This window comes from Flammeovirga kamogawensis (genome assembly GCF_018736065.1).
Lineage (GTDB): Bacteria > Bacteroidota > Bacteroidia > Cytophagales > Flammeovirgaceae > Flammeovirga > Flammeovirga kamogawensis.
This window is the reverse complement of record NZ_CP076130.1, coordinates 54,299-78,898: the sequence shown is the minus strand read 5'-3', so window position 1 is coordinate 78,898 and position 24,600 is coordinate 54,299. Positions and strand designations below refer to the sequence as shown.

Annotated in this window: 17 protein-coding genes; 6 read left to right on the top strand and 11 right to left on the bottom strand. The window is 30.8% G+C overall.

All coding sequences use genetic code 11. The features are described 5' to 3' along the window. The first annotated feature begins 39 nt into the window (after positions 1-39). From KM029_RS24760 to KM029_RS24750, 3 genes are all read left to right on the top strand, one after another. Positions 40-1,254: a radical SAM/SPASM domain-containing protein gene (locus KM029_RS24760; RefSeq protein WP_158631256.1), complete on the top strand. Its 1,215-nt coding sequence runs from the start codon at positions 40-42 to the stop codon at positions 1,252-1,254. Then, a complete protein-coding gene (locus KM029_RS24755) occupies positions 1,244-3,463 on the top strand; it encodes a peptidase domain-containing ABC transporter (protein WP_144077089.1) in 2,220 nt (739 codons plus the stop codon). Before KM029_RS24760 ends, KM029_RS24755 begins: the two co-directional genes overlap by 11 nt. Before the next feature lie 144 nt (positions 3,464-3,607). After that, complete coding sequence (locus KM029_RS24750; RefSeq protein WP_158631255.1) at positions 3,608-3,751, top strand: hypothetical protein; 144 nt, start codon at positions 3,608-3,610, stop codon at positions 3,749-3,751. A gap of 121 nt (positions 3,752-3,872) precedes the next feature. Here the strand turns inward: KM029_RS24750 and KM029_RS24745 are convergent, their stop codons facing one another. The 3 genes from KM029_RS24745 to KM029_RS24735 form a co-directional block, all read right to left on the bottom strand. Continuing rightward, positions 3,873-5,276 (bottom strand): sulfatase, encoded by a 1,404-nt coding sequence (locus KM029_RS24745; RefSeq protein WP_245006609.1) that lies wholly within the window; start codon positions 5,274-5,276, stop codon positions 3,873-3,875. A 293-nt stretch (positions 5,277-5,569) separates the two neighbouring features. Beyond that, positions 5,570-7,423, bottom strand: a complete 1,854-nt coding sequence (locus tag KM029_RS24740; RefSeq protein ID WP_144077088.1) for a M61 family metallopeptidase — start codon at positions 7,421-7,423, stop codon at positions 5,570-5,572. Between the two features lie 221 nt (positions 7,424-7,644). Continuing rightward, positions 7,645-9,315, bottom strand: coding sequence for a hypothetical protein (locus KM029_RS24735; RefSeq protein ID WP_144077087.1), 1,671 nt, complete (start codon positions 9,313-9,315; stop codon positions 7,645-7,647). 335 nt (positions 9,316-9,650) lie between these two features. On the opposite strand from KM029_RS24735, the gene KM029_RS24730 reads away from it, so the two are divergent. Both KM029_RS24730 and KM029_RS24725 read left to right on the top strand, forming a co-directional pair. Continuing rightward, positions 9,651-10,412 (top strand): alpha/beta hydrolase family protein, encoded by a 762-nt coding sequence (locus KM029_RS24730; protein WP_144077086.1) that lies wholly within the window; start codon positions 9,651-9,653, stop codon positions 10,410-10,412. A 222-nt stretch (positions 10,413-10,634) separates the two neighbouring features. Further along, positions 10,635-11,603: a helix-turn-helix transcriptional regulator gene (locus KM029_RS24725; RefSeq protein WP_144077085.1), complete on the top strand. Its 969-nt coding sequence runs from the start codon at positions 10,635-10,637 to the stop codon at positions 11,601-11,603. A gap of 38 nt (positions 11,604-11,641) precedes the next feature. On the opposite strand, the gene KM029_RS24720 is transcribed toward KM029_RS24725, so the two are convergent. Further along, entirely contained in the window at positions 11,642-12,970 is a 1,329-nt protein-coding gene (locus KM029_RS24720) for a metal-dependent hydrolase family protein (protein ID WP_144077084.1), read from the bottom strand. Positions 12,971-13,135: 165 nt separating this feature from the next. Here KM029_RS24720 and KM029_RS24715 point away from each other — a divergent pair, with 165 nt between their 5' ends. After that, the gene (locus KM029_RS24715; protein ID WP_144077083.1) at positions 13,136-14,122 is read left to right on the top strand and encodes a helix-turn-helix domain-containing protein; all 987 of its coding nucleotides are present in this window, start codon (positions 13,136-13,138) and stop codon (positions 14,120-14,122) included. 130 nt (positions 14,123-14,252) lie between these two features. Here the strand turns inward: KM029_RS24715 and KM029_RS24710 are convergent, their stop codons facing one another. From KM029_RS24710 to KM029_RS24680, 7 genes are all read right to left on the bottom strand, one after another. After that, positions 14,253-15,539, bottom strand: coding sequence for a BamA/TamA family outer membrane protein (locus KM029_RS24710; protein ID WP_144077082.1), 1,287 nt, complete (start codon positions 15,537-15,539; stop codon positions 14,253-14,255). A 238-nt stretch (positions 15,540-15,777) separates the two neighbouring features. Next, positions 15,778-16,227, bottom strand: coding sequence for a MarR family winged helix-turn-helix transcriptional regulator (locus KM029_RS24705; protein ID WP_144077081.1), 450 nt, complete (start codon positions 16,225-16,227; stop codon positions 15,778-15,780). Between the two features lie 61 nt (positions 16,228-16,288). Further along, complete coding sequence (locus KM029_RS24700) at positions 16,289-16,720, bottom strand: DoxX family protein (RefSeq protein ID WP_144077080.1); 432 nt, start codon at positions 16,718-16,720, stop codon at positions 16,289-16,291. A 35-nt stretch (positions 16,721-16,755) separates the two neighbouring features. Next, positions 16,756-17,166, bottom strand: a complete 411-nt coding sequence (locus tag KM029_RS24695; RefSeq protein WP_144077079.1) for an organic hydroperoxide resistance protein — start codon at positions 17,164-17,166, stop codon at positions 16,756-16,758. 189 nt (positions 17,167-17,355) lie between these two features. After that, positions 17,356-19,257: a right-handed parallel beta-helix repeat-containing protein gene (locus tag KM029_RS24690; RefSeq protein WP_205125547.1), complete on the bottom strand. Its 1,902-nt coding sequence runs from the start codon at positions 19,255-19,257 to the stop codon at positions 17,356-17,358. A gap of 148 nt (positions 19,258-19,405) precedes the next feature. Further along, on the bottom strand, positions 19,406-22,123 hold the full coding sequence (locus KM029_RS24685; protein WP_144077078.1) for a hypothetical protein: 2,718 nt from the start codon (positions 22,121-22,123) through the stop codon (positions 19,406-19,408). 283 nt (positions 22,124-22,406) lie between these two features. Further along, positions 22,407-24,599, bottom strand: a complete 2,193-nt coding sequence (locus KM029_RS24680) for a SwmB domain-containing protein (protein WP_144077077.1) — start codon at positions 24,597-24,599, stop codon at positions 22,407-22,409. Position 24,600 lies beyond the last annotated feature (1 nt).

Below are 24,600 nucleotides of genomic sequence, written 5' to 3'. Positions count from 1 at the left end.
AATTCTTTCACAAATAAAGTTTTATTTCTTGAACATGACTTGAAAGAATTATTAATTTCAGCTCAAAATGAAGGGATTACGAAGTTAAAAGACTTTCACCCATCGTTTTATAATTATTTAATCGAAGAAGAATTTATAATAGAGGATGAATTAGATGAACTTCAAAAAGTAAAAGACCTATCATATAAAATAGATAATACAGAAGAAAACTTTGTTTTAACTATAAATCCAACAATGAATTGTAATTTTAAATGTTGGTATTGTTATGAGTCTCACATAAATGATTCAAAATTAGGTTTTAATATTATTGATTCTATTAAAAAATTAATTGATAATTTATTAAAAAAGGAAAAATTAAAACACATTACGCTATCTTTTTTTGGTGGTGAACCTCTCTTATATTTTTATCAGAGTGTTATTCCACTTATTGATTATTTAGTTGAAAAGTGTATTGAATATAAGAAATCACAAAACATATCGTTTACAACTAATGGTTATTTAATAAATAGAAAATTTATTAAATATTTTATTCAAAAAGGTTTATTTATATCATTACAGATAACTCTTGATGGTTATGGAGAAGAACATAATAAAGTAAGATATGTCTCAAAAACAAAAGGAAGTTATAATGAAATAATTTCTAATATCCATAATCTTCTCGAACATGATAATTTTTCAGTAAGAGCTAGAATAAATTATACAGCAGATAATATAAATAATTGTTTTAAGATAATAGAAGACTTTTCATCTCTACCAAATTTTAAGAGAAAAAGATTACTTTTCGATTTTCATAGAGTGTGGCAAGATGACCAAAACGATAATATCTCTAAAACAGTTGATAAAAACATGTCTATTATACATCAAAATGGGTTTAAGGCATTATCGTCATATTCCGTTGATAATGTAAAGAACTCTTGCTATGCTGACAAAATAAATAGTGCGACAATTAATTATAATGGTGATCTTTTTAAGTGTACTGCCAGAGACTTTGTTACACAAAATAGAGAAGGTTATTTAAGTAAAGATGGAATATTAATTTGGGAAAATAATTCACTTGAAAGGAGAATGAATGCAAAATTTAAAAATAAACCCTGTCTAGAATGTAAAATACTACCACTTTGTAATGGTGGCTGTTCTCAACATGCAATAGAGCATATTGAAAGTGGTGAAGAGTATTGTGTCTATTTCGGTGATATTGAAGAAAAAAACAAAATAATATACAATAAAATAAATGAAATATTAGATGGTAACTAATAGTCGAAATTTAAAATTTTTCCATCAATTACAAAGTACTGATTGTGCTGCTGCGTGCTTAGCAATGATAGTGAATTTTTATGGAAATAATTGTGATCTTGTTTATATCAAACATTTTTTTGAATTCTCTAGAATAGGAGTTTCATTACAAGACATTCTAAAAGTATCTAAAAAAATAGGATTAAATTCATTACCTCTGAAATTAACTGTTGATGACCTTAAAGACTTTGAAGAACCCATTATCTTATTTTGGAAACAAGATCATTTTGTTGTTCTTGAAAAAATTAAATTGAAGGGTAAGAAGACAACTTACTTTCTAGCTGATCCAGCATATGGGAAAATAAAACTAGATCAAGAAAGTTTTATTCAAGAATGGAAAGGTGATAATGAAAAAGGAATAGGAATCTATTTTGAACCTAATGAAGAATTTGAAAAGAAAAAAGTAAATTCCAATGAATTGAAAAGTTATTCTCTTTTCAATTCATTATTTTTCAAAGATGCTATTGCATATGTAAAAAGAAAAAAGAAAAAATATTTACTTGTATTATTTTTCACATTAATAGCATTATCTACAAATTGGTGTATTCCATTTATCTTCCAGTATATTATAGATAAGGGTATTATTTCTAAGGATATGAATATAGTTTTCTATCTTTTACTCGGTCAATTTATTTTATTTATATCTGGATTCATTTCAGATGTTTATAGTCAATATATTTTATCAAAGGTAAATTTTAATTTAAGCATTCTTTTAAAGAAAAAATTGCTTTATAAATTAATGAAATTACCAATAAATTATTTTGATACAAGGCTAAATACAGAAACATTACAACGTTTAGAAGATCAAAATAAAATACAATCCTATCTAACTTGGAAAGGAATAGATTTTATTTTTACTGTAATGAATATTGTAATCTTCGGTTCAATTTTATTATATTTTAATCTATATATTTTTTGTATTTATTTTATCTTATCAATTGCTATAGTTTTTTGGGTCACTTTTTTTTTAGAGAAAAGAAAAATCTTAGAATATGCACTTTTTTTAAAGCAAGCTCATTATAAAAATAAATTATATGAATTTGTCATGCATATGCCTGAAATAAAGGTTAACAGTGCTCAAAAGTTTATTATCAAGAGTATAGTAAAAATTCAAGATAGTTTAAATAGTATAGAATTAAGGTCTCTAATTCTTAACATAAATCAACTAATTGGTGTAGACTTTATTTCAAAACTTGCTGAAATGATTGTTATTGGAGTCTGTGCTTTTCTTATAATAAATCAAAATATGACATTGGGTACATTATTAAGTATTTCATATATTTTAGGACAATTATCAAGACCTGTAAAAAATATAGTAAATTTTATCAGAGATACACAAGATACAGATATTGCCAATAAACGCATTGATGAAGTTTATAGAACAGAAGAAGAAGATAATGATAGTAAAAAAGACATTTCAAAGCATGAAATTGAAGATATAGTATTAACTAATTTAAATTTTAAATATCCTGGAAATTTCAATCCTTTTGTTTTAAAAAATATAAATATAATAATTAAAAAAAACAATATAACAGCTATTGTTGGAGCTTCAGGATGTGGAAAAACAACTTTATTAAAACTATTATTAGCTTACTATGTTCCTAATGATGGAAGGATTGAAATTAACAAACAACCCTTAAATGAATACAATGCAGATTCTTGGCGAAAACATACTGGGATAGTTCTCCAAGATGGGCATGTTTTTAGTGGAACTATAAAGGAAAATATAATTTTTTCAGAAAAAAAAGAAAATAAAAAACAACTTGATTTTGCTGTTAAGATGGCTTGCATAGATGATTTTATTTCAGCATTACCAATGGGATATAATACTAAAATTGGAAATACAGGAATTCAATTAAGTGGAGGACAAAAACAACGATTATTATTAGCAAGAGCTATTTATAAAAATCCAGAAATTTTATTTTTAGATGAGGCAACATCAGCATTAGATGCTGCAAATGAGAAAAAGATTCATGATAATCTACAGCATTTTTTTGTAAATAAAACAGTAATTATTGTTGCACATAGATTATCCACTGTAAAAAATGCTGATAAAATTTTAGTTATTGATAATGGAGAAATAGTTGAAACAGGCAATCATAATAGCCTAGTAAATACTCAAGGTAAATATTTTAATTTAATCAAAAACCAACTGGAGCTTGGTCGCTAAAAACAATACAATGGAAATAACCATTATAGTACACATTATCATGTTTAGTATGTTATTACCATTTAATCATGATGAAAATGTTACAGAACTAATCAATGATCAGAAATAGTTATTCTTAATTTCAAAAAAGATATTATGCAGTTTATGAGAACTCAATATGACAAACACGGTAAACTAGAAAATATTGAGACTTATGTAGGTAAAATACAAGATTTTAAAGACGATAAAGTTTCTTTTAAGAATGAACTCACCATGGGAATTTCTCACAAAGAAAATTCATGTAATTAATTTAAGTGAATGAGAATATTAGATGAACCGCAATATCATTGTTTAAAAATATAAAAACCTCCCCAATAAAAATCAGGAAGGTTTTCTAAGCTATACTTGTATTTACTAAAATCGGTTTTTACTATTTTGATTTTCTTTTAGGAGGAATTTGAAAAAACACAGAATTTGCCTCTGTTACTTCTTTCCATCCTGCATACACTTCTTTTTCCCAAGCTGCTAAATCCTTTTGCATTTTAGTAGCACGTTTCACTTCAATATCAATCAAATCTTTCTGCTCTGATATATCTTCAACTACATTAAATAATTGATATTTACCGCTAAAATATTTTACTAATTTCCAATCACCATTCATTACTGCAGCATATTGATCTTCGTAACTTCTGAAGAAATATAAGTTTCTACTTTTAATCTTTTTCTCTTGAATTAATGGCATTAAACTCACCCCATTAATAGCACCATCTTTATATTTTTCATTTGATGCTATTTCCATTAAAGTAGGGAAAACATCTATTGTTTGGATTGGCGTTGTACATTCTGTATTTGCTTTTGTAACCCCAGGGTAATTTATAAGCATTGGAACGCGTGCTCCTCCTTCTCCTAAAGTATTATTTCTCTTTCCTCCTGCTAATGGTAAATTCTCGAAGAAGCCACCTTGGTCAGATGTGAAAATAATAACCGTATTGTCATCAATTCCTTTTTCTTTTAATGCCGCTCTTACTGCACCAACAGAAGCATCCATTGTTTCTACCATTGCATGGTATTTAGCATACGCTGGTTGCATACCTTGGTCTATATATTTTTGAATAAGATCTTTTCTACCAATATGAGGTCCATGCACTGTATAGTACCAAAGTGACAACATGAATGGTTTTTCTTTATCGTATTCCTTAATAAAATTGACAGCCTTATCTGTAAGTACATCCGTTAAGTAAGCGTCTTTATCATTGTTATATTCTTCTAAAGCAGGACCATTTTTAAAAAACGGTGCGTAATAACTTTTTGGGTGCCCAAAGTTACTTGTGCCTGTTTGTTCATCAAACCCTTGATGAATTGGATGGTAAGGTTGATGACCTAAATGCCATTTTCCCATAAACGCATTGTAATAGCCAAATTCTTTTAGCTTTTCTGCATACGTAACCTCTTCTAAAGGCAACCAATTTCGTGAACCTCTTTTAGCTGGATCTTTAGACCAAATTCCAAACTCTTTTGTATTAGAACCATCAGGAAATTCATCTTTAATATGTCTAGGCATTTGTAGTCTTGCCGCTTCTTTTCCAGTTAGAATAGATGCCCTACTCGGACTACATGTAGGCGTAGGAATATAAGCCCTTGTAAATTCTAAACTTTCCTTCTTTAGCTGATCAATGTTTGGAGTTGTAAAGGTCTTGTTTCTATAGTTTAGATCCGACCATCCATAATCATCTACAAATAGCAAAACTATATTGGGCTTGTCTTGTGCTTTTAATGTAAGCGAGAATAATAAGCCAAAAAATAATGTAATAGTTAAATAGTGCTTCATCATCATATTCATCTCAATTAATACTCAAAAGTACATGATAAGCGGTGTAAAGATGTGTTTGTATATACAATCGATGTATCTGTAAGTAAGTTATTGTATTTAGAATAGCTGTAGAAATCACTTATAATTTATTTAAATTATAAAAAAGCTAAAAGTGTAAGTGAGGGAGCTGTTCTTAATAGAAAATAAACATTTCCACTTTACTAGAATTAGGGATTAGGTGGTCCTTTTTACATAAATTATCAATAAAATAGTTTTAAAAAAGCCCAAGTTATAATTTTTACTTGGGCTTTACTTTGCTATAATTTTACATCAACTATCTCTTTTTCATGAAAGAAATATTCTCTTGTTTTTTGTTGTTCAGGAGTCACTTCTTCATAAATTTTTATTTTTGGAAACTCTGTTTTTTTCATTTTTGGAGAACCAGATAATGTAATCAACTTCTCTCCTCTTTTTACCTCTATTGTTAGTATTTCATCTAAACTAGGAGATATCTTCTTTTTATAATATTCACGTCTATTTTCATAAAACACTTTAGGATCACCACCATTTATTGAGAGTACTATATCCCCTTTTTTTAACCCTAATGTATTTTTTTTGGTGTATGAAATTTTATATTCTTCATTTTTATTCTTTTTTGTTATGATAGTACCATAAGTTGGCTGTTTTTTTCCTTTTTTTATATACTCCCATCCTAGTTTATCACAATAAGCATCCATATCGGGAGTAGCTGTCCCTTGTATATATTTATCATAAAACTCACCAAATTCAGGGTAGGTATATTTCGTCATAATTTCCCTAAGTTTATCATCTTCAAAATACTTCCCTTTATACTCTTCTTTCATTTCTAACACTGCATCTATTAATCTTCTCTCACCATTAGATCTCTCCATAATTTCTAGGTCTAAACAAAAAGCAATTAAAGCTCCTTTCTCATAAAAAGCCATTAGATCCATCACCTTAGAAATAAAGCTTAATGCATTTTTATCTCTAATAATATCACGACTACTTTCTGTCATACTTTGCTTATTTCTCTTTTTTGATGTTTCAATACTAAATGCAAATTGATTTACAAAATAATTCTGATCGTCAAAAGTTTGTGTTTCACTCCTGTTTGCGAAGTAGTCTGTAAAGCCCTCATACATCCAAGTATGCTGAGACATCTTTGGGTTTCTGTAGTGAAAATCATGAATTTCTTCACTATGTAAACTCAATGGAGTAATTGTATGATAGTATTCATGTGCTGCAATGTGAGTATATCCTACATAAGTACTATCGCTTACATAATTTGTATCAAAATATACAGATGAATTATGGTGTTCTAATGCCATTCCTGTTCCAAAATACTTAAATAACCCTTTCATTCGATCTGGATTTATTCTGTACATTAAGAAGTAATAATCCTCTTTTGATGTTAGACCAGAATAATCATCAATGTCTGTCATTACATTTTTCAATGTTTTTGCAACAGCCGTAGCAACTTGTGTTGTATCTTCATTATGAACTGCAACAATAAATTTCTGTCCATTAACAACAAAAGAAGTAGTATCTGGCTGAGCATAGAGTACTGGTTGATCAATTAGACCAAAATAATTATCAGCATAAAGAACATCTTTTTGCTCCTCCTCATTTAGTTTAGTCATAGAAGTTGCACCATAATAACCAATAGGCTTATGAACAATTACTTTAAAAGGTTCTTTTTCAAAACCCTCAAAATATCCATTCAGCATATTAAAATTTATCAATGCACTATTCTCTGTAAAGACAGTCCCTTCTACCTCTGTCGGTTTACCTACCAAACCTTTTTTTGACTTACAATCAATTACAGCATACTCCAATCGAGAAATTTCGTCCTTACCTTCTATAAAAAAGACATTCTTTTTTTTCTTCACCTTGGCTAACTCTCCATTGATATCATATGCTTTAAGTTTTTTAAAATATTCTATATGATCTAAAACCATATATGTACCTGGCACGATAACAGGAATAACAAATTCAAGTTTTTTTTGGCCTTTAGGAGTAAAAACAGTTACGTCTAATTCTTGATCATGAATCGTTTTTAGATCAATTTCTACAACAGTTTCTTTTGGGTTTTGAGCAAAAATAAAAGGCGTAATGATACAAATGCCTATCGTCAAAATTAATTTTTTCATAATAGTTTTAAGCTTCTAATTAGTTTTGTTGCTAACTTAAAACAAGTTTCTCAATTAATGAAAAGTAATAACTCTTTTCTATTTAGTTAATTCTGAATTATCAAAAATAATGGTTCAAAGTTTTTACCATTTTTAGTTCACCTAAAATCCAATATCAAAAAAATAAGAGAGACCATTTAAAATGGACCCTCTTATAATAGAACTTCTTTTTACTGAAAAATTTAATTTACGGTCTTCAAATCCATCATTATCATTCGCTTTTTAAATGACCTAATACTATTTCCCAAAAACTGACGATCGGTTAGAAGTTCGAAAGAACCTGGATCAAACCAATACCCCTCAATTCGCTTATTTTTTAGAGTGTAAATATCTTTTGCCTTAATTTTTCCATCTAAAGACACTTCTCCATACTGAATTTGATCTACATTTAAATTAGGATACATAAATAGTAATTGATCTTCTTTTTGTTCTAAAAATAACCCTCTAGAAAAAAAAGTATTATCGTCTATTTTTTGATATTTATGAAAATTACTCACCCAATTTATGGTTCCTTCTTTCGTGAAATTTATAAAACATAAATCTTCATAATAGTTCAAAAACCTTGAAGATCCAACCCCACCAGTAGTAGTTGAAGATATTATTGAAGATTCCTTAAAACTTTCTACAACAAAAGTAAAAGACTGGTTATTGTTTATAAATACGTTGTGGGCTATAAAATCATTTTCAATTTCAATTTTTGATTTCTTCTCTAGTTTTTTAGCAACCTTATTGTCTTTGGATATAAACTTATTGAGCTGAAAAGATGTTTCTGGAAAATAATTTGATATTAAGAAATCCTTCTTTTGATTATTTGTAAATTTAATCATCTTCTCAGATGTAGTTTTTAACAAAACAGGATCCATTATTTCTATAAATAATCCCTCAATAACAAACTCTTTTTCTTCTTTATTAGAGTACAAACCTATTAAGCAAAGTTGTTTATTATAATCTACTAAGTGTAAACCCTTCTTTTTTATTTTATCATTTGTGATTGGTTTAATAATAGCATTTCTTTTCCCTTCAGAAAAAGAATATAATATATGCGTAATATTATTATTTTTCTTATCGGTAACGCTGTTGAAATAATGAAAAACACCCATTTCTGAAAGTAACGTGTTCTTATTTTTTCCATTCAATAATTTTGAATATGTATTATCTAGTTTATTGGTAAAATTATTCTTTTCGTATTGTGGTACTTTTGAATACATTATCCATTTTCTATTAAAATCTGCATCCAACACTTCGACATATGTAGAGGTAGACTTTCCTTTTTTATTTGAAGAAAAGGAATAAATACACATCAAATCTTTACTTTCTGAAAGTTCAATACTATATGAAGATTGTTTATTAATCTTATCTGCTCCAATTTGTTGTCTAGAAATCAAAATTGGTTTTTCAAACCCAGTTCTTGATTCATTTAATTTTGTTCTATACAGATGGTTTGCTCCTTTGGAATTAGTTGAATAAATAATCCAGATATTTTTCTTTTTATCTTGGTAAGTAAATTCAAAGTTTTTCTCTGGAGGATTATTTAAACCTGCAATTTTAATATCACCTAATGGTAATTCTTTTTTTAAAGTAAGAGCATAATCATAGAGGTGAATATTTAATTCTACTTTGGTTTTTATACCAACTGGATTAATAAAACCAAAAGGGTCGATACCCATTGCTACTCCTTTACCTTTTGCGGTAAGATGAATGATTTCAGTGTCCGTTTTACCAATTACACCAATATCAGTTTCAGCAACTCCTTTACCTTCCTTTTCTCCTACATTAAAAGTTGGATGATATGTTTGTGCATTGGCCGTAACAAAAAGTATACATAATAAGATTGAAGTGAATATTTGTTTCATAAGTAAGTTTAGAATTTTTTCTATTGAATTAGTTAATTGTTTGCAATAATAAAAGTACATTTAAATTTAACGAGTACAAAAATATTAATTGTATTCTGATAAAAACTGCTTACCATGCAATTCCTTCCTCCCTATGAATAAACTGTCTATAAAAGCCTATCTTAAACTCATTGTTTGAATGCATTTTTAATAGAAAAGGAATGATTATTTATATTTATAAAAAGCATTCCATTTTCTGATTTATTCTTCTTAAATATTTACTGTAAATTAAGATGTTGTAGATCTGATTATCAAAATCATAGCATTGAAGTAGAGCACACATTATAATTATATAAATGAAATCCATCAATCTAAAAATTAAAAATAGTAGTGGTATTACTTTGTCTTCTAAATTAGAATTACCAGAAAATAGAGAAACCACCACATATGCAATTTTTGCACACTGTTTTACGTGTAGTAAAAATCTAAATGCTGTCACAAACATTGCAAAAGCATTAAACTCAATGGGAATTGCTGTATTACGTTTCGATTTTACAGGGTTAGGTCAAAGTGGAGGGGATTTTAGTGAAACTGATTTTTCTTCTAATGTGCAAGATTTAATTGATGTAGCCTCTTATTTAGCGGAAGAATACCATGCGCCTAAATTAATGATTGGTCATTCTTTAGGAGGTGCTGCAGCTATTTATGCAGGAAAACAAATTGCTTCTATTAAAGCTATTGCAACAGTTGGAGCTCCTTCATCACCACATCACGTACAACATCTTTTCCAACATAGTATTGATGAAATACTCGAAAAAGGTAAAGCATTGGTACAATTAGGAGGGAGAGGGTTTACTATTTCTAAACAATTTATAGAAGATATTTCTAATACAAATATGAAGGAGTTAATGGATACTTTGAGAAAGCCAATTATCATTCTTCATTCACCACAAGATACTACTGTTGACATTAAGAATGCAGCAGAAATTTATGGCTATGCTCACCATCCAAAAAGTTTTATCTCACTAGATGGTGCAGACCATTTACTAACAGATAGTAAATACTCTAATTACGTTGGAAAAATGATTGCCCAATGGGTAACTATCTACCTTGAATAGGGTTTAATTAAAGGCAAATACTAGCATTCCTGTAAGAAGAGAAGCAATTGTAATTATTTCTAAAGAAAACGCTAAAACCGCTTCTGTTTTTGAACGATACATTCTTGTTTTATTCTGTTCCATAATCATAATTTACGAAAATTTACTTGTTTATCGAAATTTGGGATGTTCCGATAGTTTAAACTAAATTTAGAATATACACAAGTGAATTACTTTAGTAAAATGAAAATTGCAACATTCGACGAGTATAAAGTATTTATTGAAAAGCTATTTCAAGGAGAATGGGTACACCCAACAATTATGGAGGTTAACTCTAAAATTGCTAAAGGGAATATCTTTATTTTAGAGGGTTTTAAAGGACATGGAAAAGCGGTGTTTTTTCATCTAGATATTTTAATAAATCAGTTAGAATTTGATTTAACATTCAACTCCCAATCATTTTTCACCCATCATACTTCTTTATTTAATGAAGGGATTGCTATTCGTTTTATTGAAGACGATGTCAATTTACCAATTCACTATCATGGTATTGTTAATACTACAAATGGTATTCACTTGTCCATCAATTTAACAAAAGGAAAAACGTTTCGTCCGGTACAATTTTTTTATGATATTTCGGGATTGCAATGGGTAGAAAATGAGGCTGTAAGAGACTTTTTAATACAGAAAGAAAACTACTATTACTTTATTAATAGAACGCAAGAGTTGTCGTTATGGGTACAAACACTTCAGCAAGTTTTCTCTTATTCTAATGTCCGTAAAGAGTATTTTTTAAGGTTGAAAACAAAAGAATTATTTCTTCTCTTTACCAATTATCTCTCTGAAATTGACATTGTAGAAAACCCTTCAGATAACCTTACTGCCTATCAATTAAAAGTTGTTTTTGATATAAAATCTAAAATTGAGGCACAATTAGAAACAAAACCGAATGTCCAGGAATTTGTTTATAAATATGGAATTCATCAGAACTTATTACAGACAATTTTTCAGAGTACTTTTGGGAAAACAATTTATAACTACTACACCTCTTTACGAATTCAAAAAGCGTATGAAGCAATTGTTACTAAAAAGTTTTCTATTACAGAAGTAGCCTTTGATTTTGGATACAGTAGTGTACAACATTTCTCAAAAAATTTCACTAAAACATACGGTATATCACCAACTGATGTACTTAAAAATATGGAACTATAACAAGCCCAGTAAGGTGTATTACTGAGCTTGATACTTTATTATTTGTCTAGTGTATTTTTAAAGACCTTTCCATTCTTCATTATAAAATTGATATTTTTATCAGGATTAGAAAGTACCTTTGTATCTTCGGTAGGATCTTGATTTATTATAATCAGATCAGCATAAGCCCCCTCTTTTATTACACCTAGCTTTCCCTCTTTATAGGGATTCCTTTCTCCAGACATTTCCAAAACCTGAGCAGCGTTAATAGTTGCTTGTTCTAAAATTTCCACATTAGAAAACCATTTTTGTCTGAGTGTAAACTCTTTTGGAGCATTTTTAAATTGGTTAGGATCTCCGTAAATATCTGTACTATGTGTCACTAATAAGTCATATTTTTTAGATAAAGAAAAAAGTGTATTTAAACCTTCTTCTGCTTCTTTTCTTTTCTGCTTTTGTTCCGCTGTAAAATAGGGCAAATCAACACTAAAAACATACGTTTGAGTAGAAAGAACAGCTCCTTTTTCTTTTATCATTTTGGCAGTTGTTTCAGAGATTAAAGTGGCATGTTCAATAGATTTTACCCCTGCATTTAGTGCCATCTGAATACTTTTATCATTATAAGCATGTACCATCACGTAAGTACCCCAATTTTCAGCAGCCTTTACAGCTTCATTCACTTCTTCTTCAGTAAATTCAACTACATCAATAGGGTCATGTTTTCCACTAATAGACCCGCTTACCAAAACTTTTACCTGAGTTGCCCCTTTTCGTAATTGTTCTCTAGCACCTTTTAACATTTCAGTTTTTCCATCAGCAATAAAAGCCAATCCCATACTTTCCGTTTCATCAATATAGCCACCTTTTATTTGAGAATGATTACATAATGTTCTAAAGTCGCCATGCCCACCAGACTGAGTAAGAGCGGCTCCTGATGGGTAAATTCTTGGTCCTGCAGTCATTTCCTCGTCAATCGCTTTTTTTAAACCAAATGTAGGTCCGGCAGCATCTCTAACTGTGGTTACTCCATTCATTAAAACACGATTGGCATTTTTGGTTCCTAAAATACTTAAATAAGAGAATTCTGTTTCTTTCATTTCGGCAGGCCCTTCAGAATCCATTAAATGAATATGTGTATCAATTAAACCTGGTATTAAATAATGTTCCTTTCCATCAATAATAGTATAAGAAGAGTCAATTTTAATCTCTGCTCCTATTGCCTTAATTAAGTTGTTTTCTATAATAATAGTAGTAGTCTCCTGAGAAGAATGCTCCATTCCTGCCGTCCAATAATGTATATTTGTAATTGCTATTTTATAATTTTCTTGACCAATTGAGGAAGATGAAATTCCCATTAATAAGCATATAGTGATGAATAAATTTTTCATATTAGAATTGTTTTATTTGATTGATAATACAAAGCTAGCTTGCTTAAAAAGCAATCATTTTTAAATTCCTATAATATGATTATACATTTCTATAAAGAGGTTTGTAATTTTGTGGTGATTGGTGAATAAGGTAACGTTTTAGAAAAAAGAAGAGTATATTCATGTATGGAGAAACCAATTTTTATTTCTGATGAGTTTAGTCCTTTATCTGTTTTTGAAGACCTTTCTAAAGAAACTGGTGCATCTTGGAATGGAGAAGAATTTTACATGGACAATTCTGAATATGGGGTAATGAAATCTATTCTCTATTCTTATTCAGAGAATATACATATTGGTGTTACAGAATTAAATTTAAAACAAGAAAGTATTTTCATTAATCAGCCCAAACACGATGAAAAATACATTAGTATTAGAATTGGAAAAGTAGGAAGTTTTAATGACGAAACCTCATTAAGCAAATCAATAAAAGATAGTATTTATATCTACAACCATAGTTATGATTTTACAATTACGTACCCCAAAAATGTACAAATGAGTTGGTTGTTTATTCGCTTTCCTATTGATGAATATAAACTATTGTCTGCCGATAAAACGTCTAATTTTTATCATTTAATAAATAACCCAAAATCTTGGTTTTTCTACAGCCCAATGTTGCCAAAGGTTGAACAAATTTTGAAGGAAGTTTATCATATTTTACAACAAAAGGAAATAAGAAGGGCTTATTTTCTATCAAAGTCTATTGAGTTGGTTACACAACTGAGAGTATACAATGAGCAAAATGATTTTAAAAATATAGCCTATAACATTCATCCTAAAGATTTATCATTAATGATAGAAATAAAAGACTATCTATTAAATGATTATACATCACCACCTGTTCTAGACAACATTTGTAGTACTTTTGGTTTAAGTGAATCCAAGTTACAACGAACGTTTAAAAAGGTATTTCAACAACCTATTCTACAGTTTTTTAATCTGCAAAGAGTACTAGAAGCAAAACGTTTAATAAAAAATACAGAAAAAGATCTAACACAAATTGCCATCGAATTAGGGTTCTCAGATATTTCTCATTTTAGTAAATCGTATAAAAAATATATAGGAATAAAACCTTCTGATGAACGTACACAGCATCAAGACAAAAAAGTGCAATAGTTAAAATACTACTGCACCTTTTTCAATAAAAAAATTTAATAAGCCACTTTATTTCTACGACTTCTACTTCTGGTATTTTTTTATCTTCACATTTGAGAATAGAAATGATGAAAATTCTATCTATTTATTTTTAGAATGTCTCATTTAAACTTAAAAACAATCCTTTTGCATCGTAATCACCCCATGCATAATCAAGGGTAAGGTTTGTTCTAGATTTTTTGTTAAGCATTACTCGTAAGCCTGCTCCATAGCCGAAATTATAGTTCTGAAATAAATTTATATCAGCATGCTTACTACTAGCAGTGGTTGCATTAACAAAGGCTACTGCTCCTAAGAAATTAGGATTTTTTCGTGTTCCTAAAAGATGTACTCTATATTCTAATTCAGAATAAACAATCTCTTCACCTCTAAACCTACCTTGTGTGTAGGCTCTACCCGATCTGCCAAACTGATCCCAACCTAAAGCGGGTAAATTCATGTAAGGCGTAACACCTGATGTCACAAAATTTCCGTATGCCCAAAAAGCTAACATATGATTAGGCTGATTACCTGTTTTCTTATGTCCTAGTTGAAAATAATCTCTATATTCTAACCATAATGAAGAAGATTTCTTTGTGCTACCTAACCATTCAGGATTCATTCTATACGTTAAAAGTGCATACCTTCCAGAATAAGGATTGGCGGCATTGTCTCTACTGTCATACATAAGGTTAAGAGAAACACCAGATAAGATGTACTCTTCAGGATTAAACCCATAATATTCGGAGTATGCTTGGTGGCTCGATTGCCCATTCTCTTCCAAATAATTATCCTTAATATCATAATGGTAATCCATATGATACCCAACTCCAGCATAGAAGTTTTTCTTTAACTTAAATAAGGCTGTTTCATGAAAACGGAAATATTTAAATTCCATCATTTGGGCATCGTACCCAGGTGTAAATTCTTCTCCTTTATATCCTGCAAACGACTTTTCTCCAGCAGGGCCTGTTCCTAACCCAAAAGTAGGTTGAGAAGTATCAAACATACGCCAATCCCCAAGTAGAATCATCTTATCCTCAGGTAGATATATGTTACTCTTAAAAGTAAACATCAGCTGGTTCTTTGTAGAATAAGTAAGCGTACCTAAAGAGGTTGACATCCTTGTGTTTTTAGGATCGCCAGTAAACATATTAAATGAACCGGCAAAGCCATAAAGTACTCCAAAAGTAGGATTAGAGGCAATTACAGGAAGGGGAGCTGAATATAGTTTACCTTTTTCAGGGGGAGCGTTTTTATCTTTTTTCTTCTTTTTTAAAGGTTTATTGCCCTCTTCAGTCCCTGTATTTGTAGTATCTTGAGCAAAGGAATTACTGGCAAAAGGATTACCTAAAATAACGATAATAACAATGAGTTTTATTGCTAATTTTTTTATCATATCTGCTGCTATATTTTCTAAAATTATTCATGATTTTTTATCATTTCAAAATTACTAGCAAGCAGTTGGTAAACGTTTTTCTAAAACAAGCTATCAGTTGTACAAAACAGGCAAAATACATCTCCTATTATTACTTTAACTATATAGAAAAAGGAGTCAATTATTATTTAAATTAACTCCTTTTTATTATTCACATTAGCAATAAATGTCTTTTTAAGATGTTGATTATACTATCTAATTAATCATCTACTCTTTTAAGAAGAGCGATAATGTCACCTAACTGATTTTTCAATTCCATTAGTTTATCTACATCAACATTTCCTTTTAGCAATTGATTAAATATTTTGGAAGGGATTTCTGCTGCTTTAGTTTCCATTTCCTTACTTTTTTCTGTTAAGAAAACAAGAACTTTTCGAGTATCAACCTCGTCTTTTTCTCTTTTTACGAGTCCTAAAACTTCCATCCTTTTTAATAATGGAGTAATAGTATTCGTTTTTAAAATCAGTTTCTTTGCAATATCATTTACAGGCATTTTATCTTGCTCCCATAACGTAAGTAAAACTAAATATTGCGGATAGGTAATGCCTAACTCATCCAACATTGGTTGGTATTCCCTAGTAATTAATCTAGATGTTGCATACACAGGAAAGCAAAGCTGATTTTCTAATTTTAATTGTTCGTGTCCCATCCTTTGTTCTTTTTTAATTAACCAAAATTAAAAGTTGAACGCTGTAAAAAAAACTCTTCGGTTATTTTTTTAGTGCTTCCCAAGCTGTGGTAGACCATAACGCCCAAACAACTAGTAACGGTTGAAATAACAATCTTATAAACCTTGCATTATCTGTATTTAAATGAAACGCATCTACTTGGTTAATATATTGCGAAATATTACCAGGAAATACAGCTATGAAAAACAGTGCAGTAATTCCACCCACTATTGCTTTATATTTTGATAAGAAAATTAGTGAGAGTCCTAATGCTATTTCTACAAATCCGGAAAGTACAACTACTACATCTACTTCTAACGGAACCCAAGCAGGCACTTGAGCAACAAACTCCTGTCTTAACCAAAATAGATGACCTAAACCAGCGTATAATAATGCTGCTCCTAATATTGTTTTAGCTACTTTCTGAGCTGTAGAAATTTGGTTAGGTACTAATAACTTAGATATTAAATTCATAACTATTGCTTAATGGATTATACTCACTTTTTTCTTTATACTAATGTCAATTTTACATCAACATTGTTATTAATAGCTTTAGAGTAAGGACATACTTTGTGTGCTGCTTCCATTAATCCTTGAGCAATTTCTCTTTCTACACCTTCAATTTCTACAAATAACGCTGCACCTAAACCAAAGCCTCCTTCAACTGCACCTAAAGAGATTTCAGCAGTTACTTTAGATGTAATCTTTTGCTTAGCTTGTTGAGCTACTAAATTTAAGGCACTATCAAAACAAGCAGAATAGCCAGCTGCAAATAATTGTTCTGGATTGGTATATCCTTCTCCCACTCCACCTAATTCTTTTGGCATACGTACCTCTACTGATAACACACCATCTGCAGTTTCTACTTTACCATTTCTACCACCTTTTGCTGTTGCTTGTGTTGTATATAACGTTTTCATAATTTTTAATTTTTTGTTTTTATATCGTTTACGATACAAATGTGGTGATTTTATTTTATATCGCAAACGATATATATTAAAAATTTAAATACATTACCATAAATCGCTAATTATCAACAAAATAAAACTCCTCATTCTATTTCTAAAATGAGGAGCTTATGGCTACAGCTAATCAATTATTAACTGTTCTTATTGAAAAACAACTTGTTTATCATCGGTTTCAATAATTTTTGTTGCTTTGCCTTTATAGATATTATCGCTAAAATTTACATTCTTTGAAGCCGTTATTTTAAAAGCTGGATTTTCGTTATGTAACTGAGGAAAAGTTTGAGAATTAGTAATTGTATTTTCAGAAAACTCTAATCCATCTACATTGGTTATCTGTAAAATAAGATTGTCAAATTGTTTGAATATATTTTTAGTAATTGTAATGTTTGAAAAGGCAATATTTTTATTTTCATCATCTGTATCAAATCGAATTACACCTCTATTAAACCCACTATGTTGGCAGTCTTCGAATACATTATTTTCTACTAACAAATTTTTCTGATTCCCCGCCTCAAACCAATGACCACTTTCCACAGGAATTAATAATGCTTCCATTTCGGTGTGGAAATAATTATTCCTTACAATCGTTTTTCTTGGTACAGAAAGTAATAAACCTCTTGCCCTATTGTTCTTAAAAGTACAATTTTCTACTAATACCTCTGGATAGGCATCTTGGTTCTCTATTAAATCACCTGCTTTTATTTTACTTGGTAATTCTTGGTTAAAAGTAATTACTTGATAACGTCCACTACGGTATTCAATCGATTTAATAGTCAAGTCTTTTTCATAAGGGAAAAATGAATCTTGAATACGTACAATCCCAATCTGATCTCCTTCTCTCCCAATAACAAAACCTTGTTGCTGAAAATGCCCCATCCTAACACCAATCTTATTCGGGCCCAAAATATCTACAACTTCTTGATACGTACCATGAATGTTACTGCCATCGTCTAACTGCCCACTTAATAAACAATCTTTTAATTGTACTTTTCCTCTACAACCTACAAAATGTGTAGCGTCTGCAGTTGTCGAAACCATTCGTCCGTTTGAAGGGAAAATATTAAATTTTTCTAAGATTAAATCAGAAGAATTTTCTGCTATTAACCCCATCCCTCCTGCATGATGAACATTGACATTATAGCCGTTAAACCCATCTGTAAAAGTTACATGAAAAGCCGGTGCTAATCTATTTTTTCCTTGTGCCCCTTTCATGGCAATAGTATAACCAACAGGTGGTAAATCTTTTTTCTTATTTTTATGATTAAACACTCGTACTACTCCAGGCTTAAGTTCTTTTACAGATATTTTATTCTCCTGAAACATTTTACCTAAAAATGGTGCTCTATTATCTACCTTATATTTGTATTTGATGCTCTCTAGATTACGTGAAACGGTTATTTTTTTATAAGAAGTTATAGGTGTATATGCTTCTGTATTAAAAGCAATTGCACCTCCTCTTTCAGGATCATATAAAATAGATTGTCCAATAGTATGTTCGTAATATTCTTTGATAAAGATCAGTTGATTGTTACGAATTATGTATGGATAGCTTTCAGGAATTTGAATATCAAAAGTGTTTTCTTCTTCGTTTCTAGCAATAATTTTCCCTTCGCTATGGAACGTTTCGTGCCAATCTATAGAAACATTTTTAACTGTAATATTTTTAGATTGATTAATAAGAAAAGGAATCATTTTACCATGGAAAATAAAGGTTGACCCTTGTCCATCAATTGTAATATTTTCCTTTTTAATAATAGGAAAAGCAGTACGAATTAGTACATCATTATGATTAGAAATATGCCAAAATTTTTCTAATCCCTTCTCTGGATAAAAATGGTATGTTCCTTTCTCGAATTTTATTACTTCTACAGGAGAAGTTTCTATTTCTAAAATTCGTTTTAATACCGTTGGAGTTGCATCTTCTGCAATTGCTGTAGTAAAAGTTACCGTTTCCTTTACTTTATTATAAGACCAAACTGCAGTAGTAATTACAGTTAGCATTAAACCTAATCCGAAGGTGGTTAATACGCTACGCGTTCTCATTTTTTTGTTGTTTTCAATGAATCAATAAGTATTTAAATTTCTTACTTAAAGAATTTAATTAGTAGTCACACCAATTATTATTTAGTATTGGAAACTGCTGCCCTCACACATACATAGGCAGCAGTTTCTAAATTTAGTATTTGATGAGTTATTGTCTCACTTCGTATTTTTCAATAACTAAATTATCAATATAGAATTCTATCGGTTCACCATCTCCTATACCTACAACACTATCTTTAGTAAGTTGAACGGAGAAACCTGCTGTTTTACCTGATGGTGGAATTAGATCAGAAGTCATAATAATATCAACATATGTTGTCACCCATTTCCCTCTTTCTAAATCTGCTGTTGGTATTGGAGTTGAGTTCATAGATGGATTCAAAAACTGGATTGATAGTCCATCAGTCATACCATTACCTGCAGGAATGTAAATATCCATTGCCACTCTTACTAAATCTCCAGCAGATAATGCTCCTTCAATAGATTGGTCTGCATCTACACTCTGTACTCTATCTCTTGTACCGTGTAAATCAGCTGAAGAAGCAGCATAGAATTTCAACGTATTTATCATTGCCCCACTAGTTTCTCTATTCCAAGTAATTACCTTATTTTGGTTATACCATCCTGCTGCATATGGTGCATTACTTTCTTTTTCAATAGAAAAAGAAGCCATTTCAGCGTTTAGAATATTTCCTCGGTTATAATAAGACGCTATTTGTTCTGATGCAAAATTAGCTAATCTTGCACCTTCTGCAGTAACAATTGCATTTCCGTCTGCTCCAGTAAAAGCTACTGTCACCACATCAGAATTATAAAGTTCTTCTGCTACGGTAATATCAATTTGTTTAGTATTATCAGTATTTATAGCTACAGATGCAACTGTAAAGGTTGTAGGTCCAAACCCTGCCTCATCATTCTGAACTGTTACTGTAAACCCTGCCTTAGCGGTTTCTTGTTCTGTTATGGCTACTAAAGCTTCTTCCACTGTAAATGAAATCACCTTATTATTATCTACTTTTCTTAAGCTAATATCACTATTCTTGCTTACTTCAGTAATTACTGTCGACACATTTACTGTCAATGGAATTTCAAACTCCTCTTCTACATCTACGTAGTCTGCATGCCCATTTCTTGTTAATTTTAATTTTGTAACACTAAAATTACCATCAGTTGCATAAGTCACTCCAAAGCTACTTTCTGCAGATGTTAAAGGAGTACCCTCTCCATTATCAATTGTCCATAAAATACCTGTAGTACTTCCTGTCGATTTATCTACAAAAATAAGTTCTTCACCGTTATTTAAATCTATCGTACCTGCAGATGGAGTTTCTCCTAAATTGACAGTATAAAGTGCCGTTTCCATATCATTGCTTTTGTATACAGCCATTCCAAGTTTAAGTTCTGGCGTATCAATAACTTTAATAGAAAGTGGTAACGTTACTGTTTTTTCTTGATCTGAATAGTCTGAGTGACCATTTCTTATGATTTTTAATATTGATGATTCGAATGTTCCTACCGTAGAATAGGTAACATCAAAAGTTGCTTCTGAAGATGTGATTTCCTCATTATTATCAATTGTCCAAGTTCTTGATGTAGGTTCACCTGTAGATGCATCTACAAAAGATAGCTTATCACCCGCTTCTAAAGTAATTGATGCTGCAACTGGCTCATCTCCCGCTACAACTTCATAGAGCGCTGTTTGCATATCATCATTTTTATACACACGCACACCCACATTTAAAGAAGGAGAAGTGACTACCTTAACCGTTAAAGGTATTTGAATAACGACATCTTCTTGCCCTTCTCTTTTTAATGTAATTGCATGTCCTACTAATCCGTCATTGTCTTCTGAGAAAGTGACTCCAAATTCTACTGTTTCAGCAGTTTGTTCAGTGCCATTATTTATGCTCCAAATATGTTTTACAGATGTATCATCATTTACTAGTTTGAAAGTTAATTTTTCTCCATTCTCTAAAGCAATCGTTTTTGCTTCACCTTCATTACCCGAAGCAATTTGATAGATGGCATTGTCAAGGTCATCTCCTCTAAAAACATGTATTCCAGATACAAGAGGGCGAGTTATTACTTCCACTTTTAATGGAATAATTGTTTCTACTTCTGCATCAGGATATACAGTACCTTTTCTGTTTACTTGTAATTTTCCGGCAGAATAAGTTCCTACAGTAGTATAAGTAGCTGTTACTTCTTTTGCATTCGTATCATCTATTTCAACACCGCCTAACGTCCATGTACGGTCTGTTGCAAAGCCAGTTGTAGTAACATCACTAAAAGTTAATGATTCACCAACATAAACTGTTACTTTAGTCCATTTGCTTTCGTCTGTTTCAATGTCATCTCCTTCAGCAACTGCTACCACTTCAGTGTCATTATTCATTACTTTAAAAGCAGGTAATAATGCTGGGATGGATACATTTATTTTTAATGGAATTTCAGAAGTAATCGATGCGTCTGGGTAATCACTCCCTTCTCTAATAAAAGTAACTTCTCCTGCTAAATGATCTCCTTCTATAGTGTAGATAACGTGAGTTTCTTTAGTAGTAGAAGTTGTTGTTTCTGAACCATTGAACAACCAAGTTCGTCCAGTGGGTTCACCTACAGTTGTGACATCTTTAAAGATCAAAGAGTCGCCATAAACAAGTTTTACTGTTTGCCAATCTTCTTGTTCTGATGGGTTTAAAATGTCTTCTAAAGTGACTTCTACAATTTTTACATCATTATGATATACCTCATAAACAGGTAATAATTCTGGGATTTCGTTTTCGATGTTTTCTTCATCTTTTGGTGTACAACCAAATGTTAGTAGCAGAAAACCTATCAGGTAAAAAGGTATTTTTAAGAGTTTCATTGACTGTTTTTTTAGTATATAATTCATTTCAATAGTTGTCTCTCTGAGGAGTTTGAATAGTCAAATTTGGCTTGAAATGGGGTTTTTGGTGTCTTTGAGTGTAAAATTGGTGTCTTTTTGAATACAAAAGCGTAGATATAACACATTCAATGTCACTCGCCTTTTTTGTACTTAATTATTTGATTAAAATGACACTTTAAAACAAGTAAAGTGAGTATAAAAAAACATCCCAACCTTTACATAATGAAAGATTGGGATGATTAAATTATTTAATAACTAAATACTAAGGTCTTAGCTCATGTATTCTAATATTAATATTATCAATATAAAACTCAATAGCGTCTGTTGCTGTAACTCCTGCTAAATCATTTGTTGACAACTGTATTGCAAAACTTGATGTTTTACCACTTGGAGGTAGTAAAGATGTCGACATTACAAAATCAATATTTTTTGTTACCCATACACCTCTTGCATCACTTGCTGTAGATATTTTTGTAAGACCATCTACAGGATTAATAAACTGACATGATAATCCATCTGTCATTGTATTTGATACAGGAATAAAAATATCAAAACTTATTCTCACCTGATCGTTTTCCTTGAGTGTTTCATTAATAGACTGATCGCTATCTACAGACTGCATTCTATCTCTATTTTTATGTAATGCTGCCTGATTTTCTGCATAGAACTTAACCCCATAACTACCAGTACTACTCTTTTCATCTGTTCTGTTCCAAGTCGTTACATTCTGTTGGTTGTACCACCCTGAAGCATATGGAGCATTAACATCTTTCTCTAACTCAAAACTAGCCATTTCTGTATTTAGAATGTTAGCAGTTCCATACATCGTAACAGATTCAGTTCCAAAATCTTCTAGACTTACCCCTGCCTCAGACGAGATTGCATTGTTTGCTTCTCCACTATATACTACAGTTATATTATCAGTATTATAGATGTCATTCGTTAAACGAAGTTCTATTTGTTTTCTATTTGAAGCGTTGACTTGAACAGAAGCAATATCAAAAACTGTTGCAGGGAAACCTGCTTCCTGATTGGTTACTGTAACTGTAAATGCACCTTTTGCTACATCTTGATCTACAATATTTTTTAGATTTTCTGATACAGGGAAAGTAATTACTTTTTCTGTTACACCAGCACTAATTTCATTCTTAATAGCTACTATGTCACCATCTTTAAAAGTAGGTCTCGCTTCTAAAGCTACTTTAACTTTTAATGGAATAACTTTCTCGTCCTCTCCAGCAGGAATTGTTCCTTCTTTTGCTCTAGACACTTTAAATTTACCTACAGTATGGTAATTTTCTCCATCTGTAAGCTCATTATAAACTACATAAGCAATAGAATCTGTAGAAGTGGTTGCATCATCAAAAGTCCAAAGTCTTGTAACTACATCATAGTTTAATAGTCCTTTTGTAGATAAATCCACTAATTGTAAGTTATCTCCTTTCTCTATAGTAATTTCTTCCCAAGTCGATTCATCCGTAGAAGGTTGATCATCTGCGTTGATGGTTAAAATCACAACGTCTTTATGAACTACTGCAAAAGCTGCTTGTACATCTGCAATTTGAGGATTGAAAACTAAAGGAATTGACATTCTTTGTGTAGCAGCAATAGCATCTGGTTTTTCTCTTGCAACAGTGATAGCACCTCCGAGTTCTTCTTTCATAGCAATAAATTTAAGCGTTACTACTGGAGAGTTTTCTGCTTGGTCTTTCACGTTTTCTGCTTCAAAATCAATTATTTCAGTTGATTTTGGGAATATCCATTCTCGCTCTTGCGGACGCCCTACTGTTGATACATCTCTAAAAACAACTCCTTCACCTAAAGGAACAGTTAAAGATGGCCATGTTGTATTATCTTCTGGATCATAGAGTATCGGCTCTTGCCCGTCAATATAAATTGAATCTACCGAAATTTCGGCCATTATTTTACCATCATTTTCAATTTGTACTCTGGGTTCTAATACCGCATATACATCTACATAAAAAGTTGTATCAATTTCCCACATGCCATCAGGGCGTTGGAACGAGACTAACGTATCTGCATTTCCATCTGCTCCTAAGCCAATATAAGTTACTGGATTATAGAATGTATTGTTTAACCGAACGCCTTGTAAACCACCTTCTGTAAACAATACATTTACAGAATACTCTTCTGAATTTGCACCCGATTCTGGAATGATAAAATCACGTAAATCATCTCCTCTTTGAAAATTACCTTCAATAAAATAATTTCCACTATCAAGTATCCACTCATGTGTATTAACCCCTTGAGAAAGATCCATGAATGCCATAGATTCTCCAATATTACGTACCAAATTATTATGTGCAAATCCACCTGCTTCTGTATACCAAGAAACATCTGAATATGTTGGTGCTTGCGGTTCATTTTCTCTATTACAACCAAATAAGGTAAAAAGAGTAAATAGTAAAAATGATATAAGTTTTAATGTCTTCATA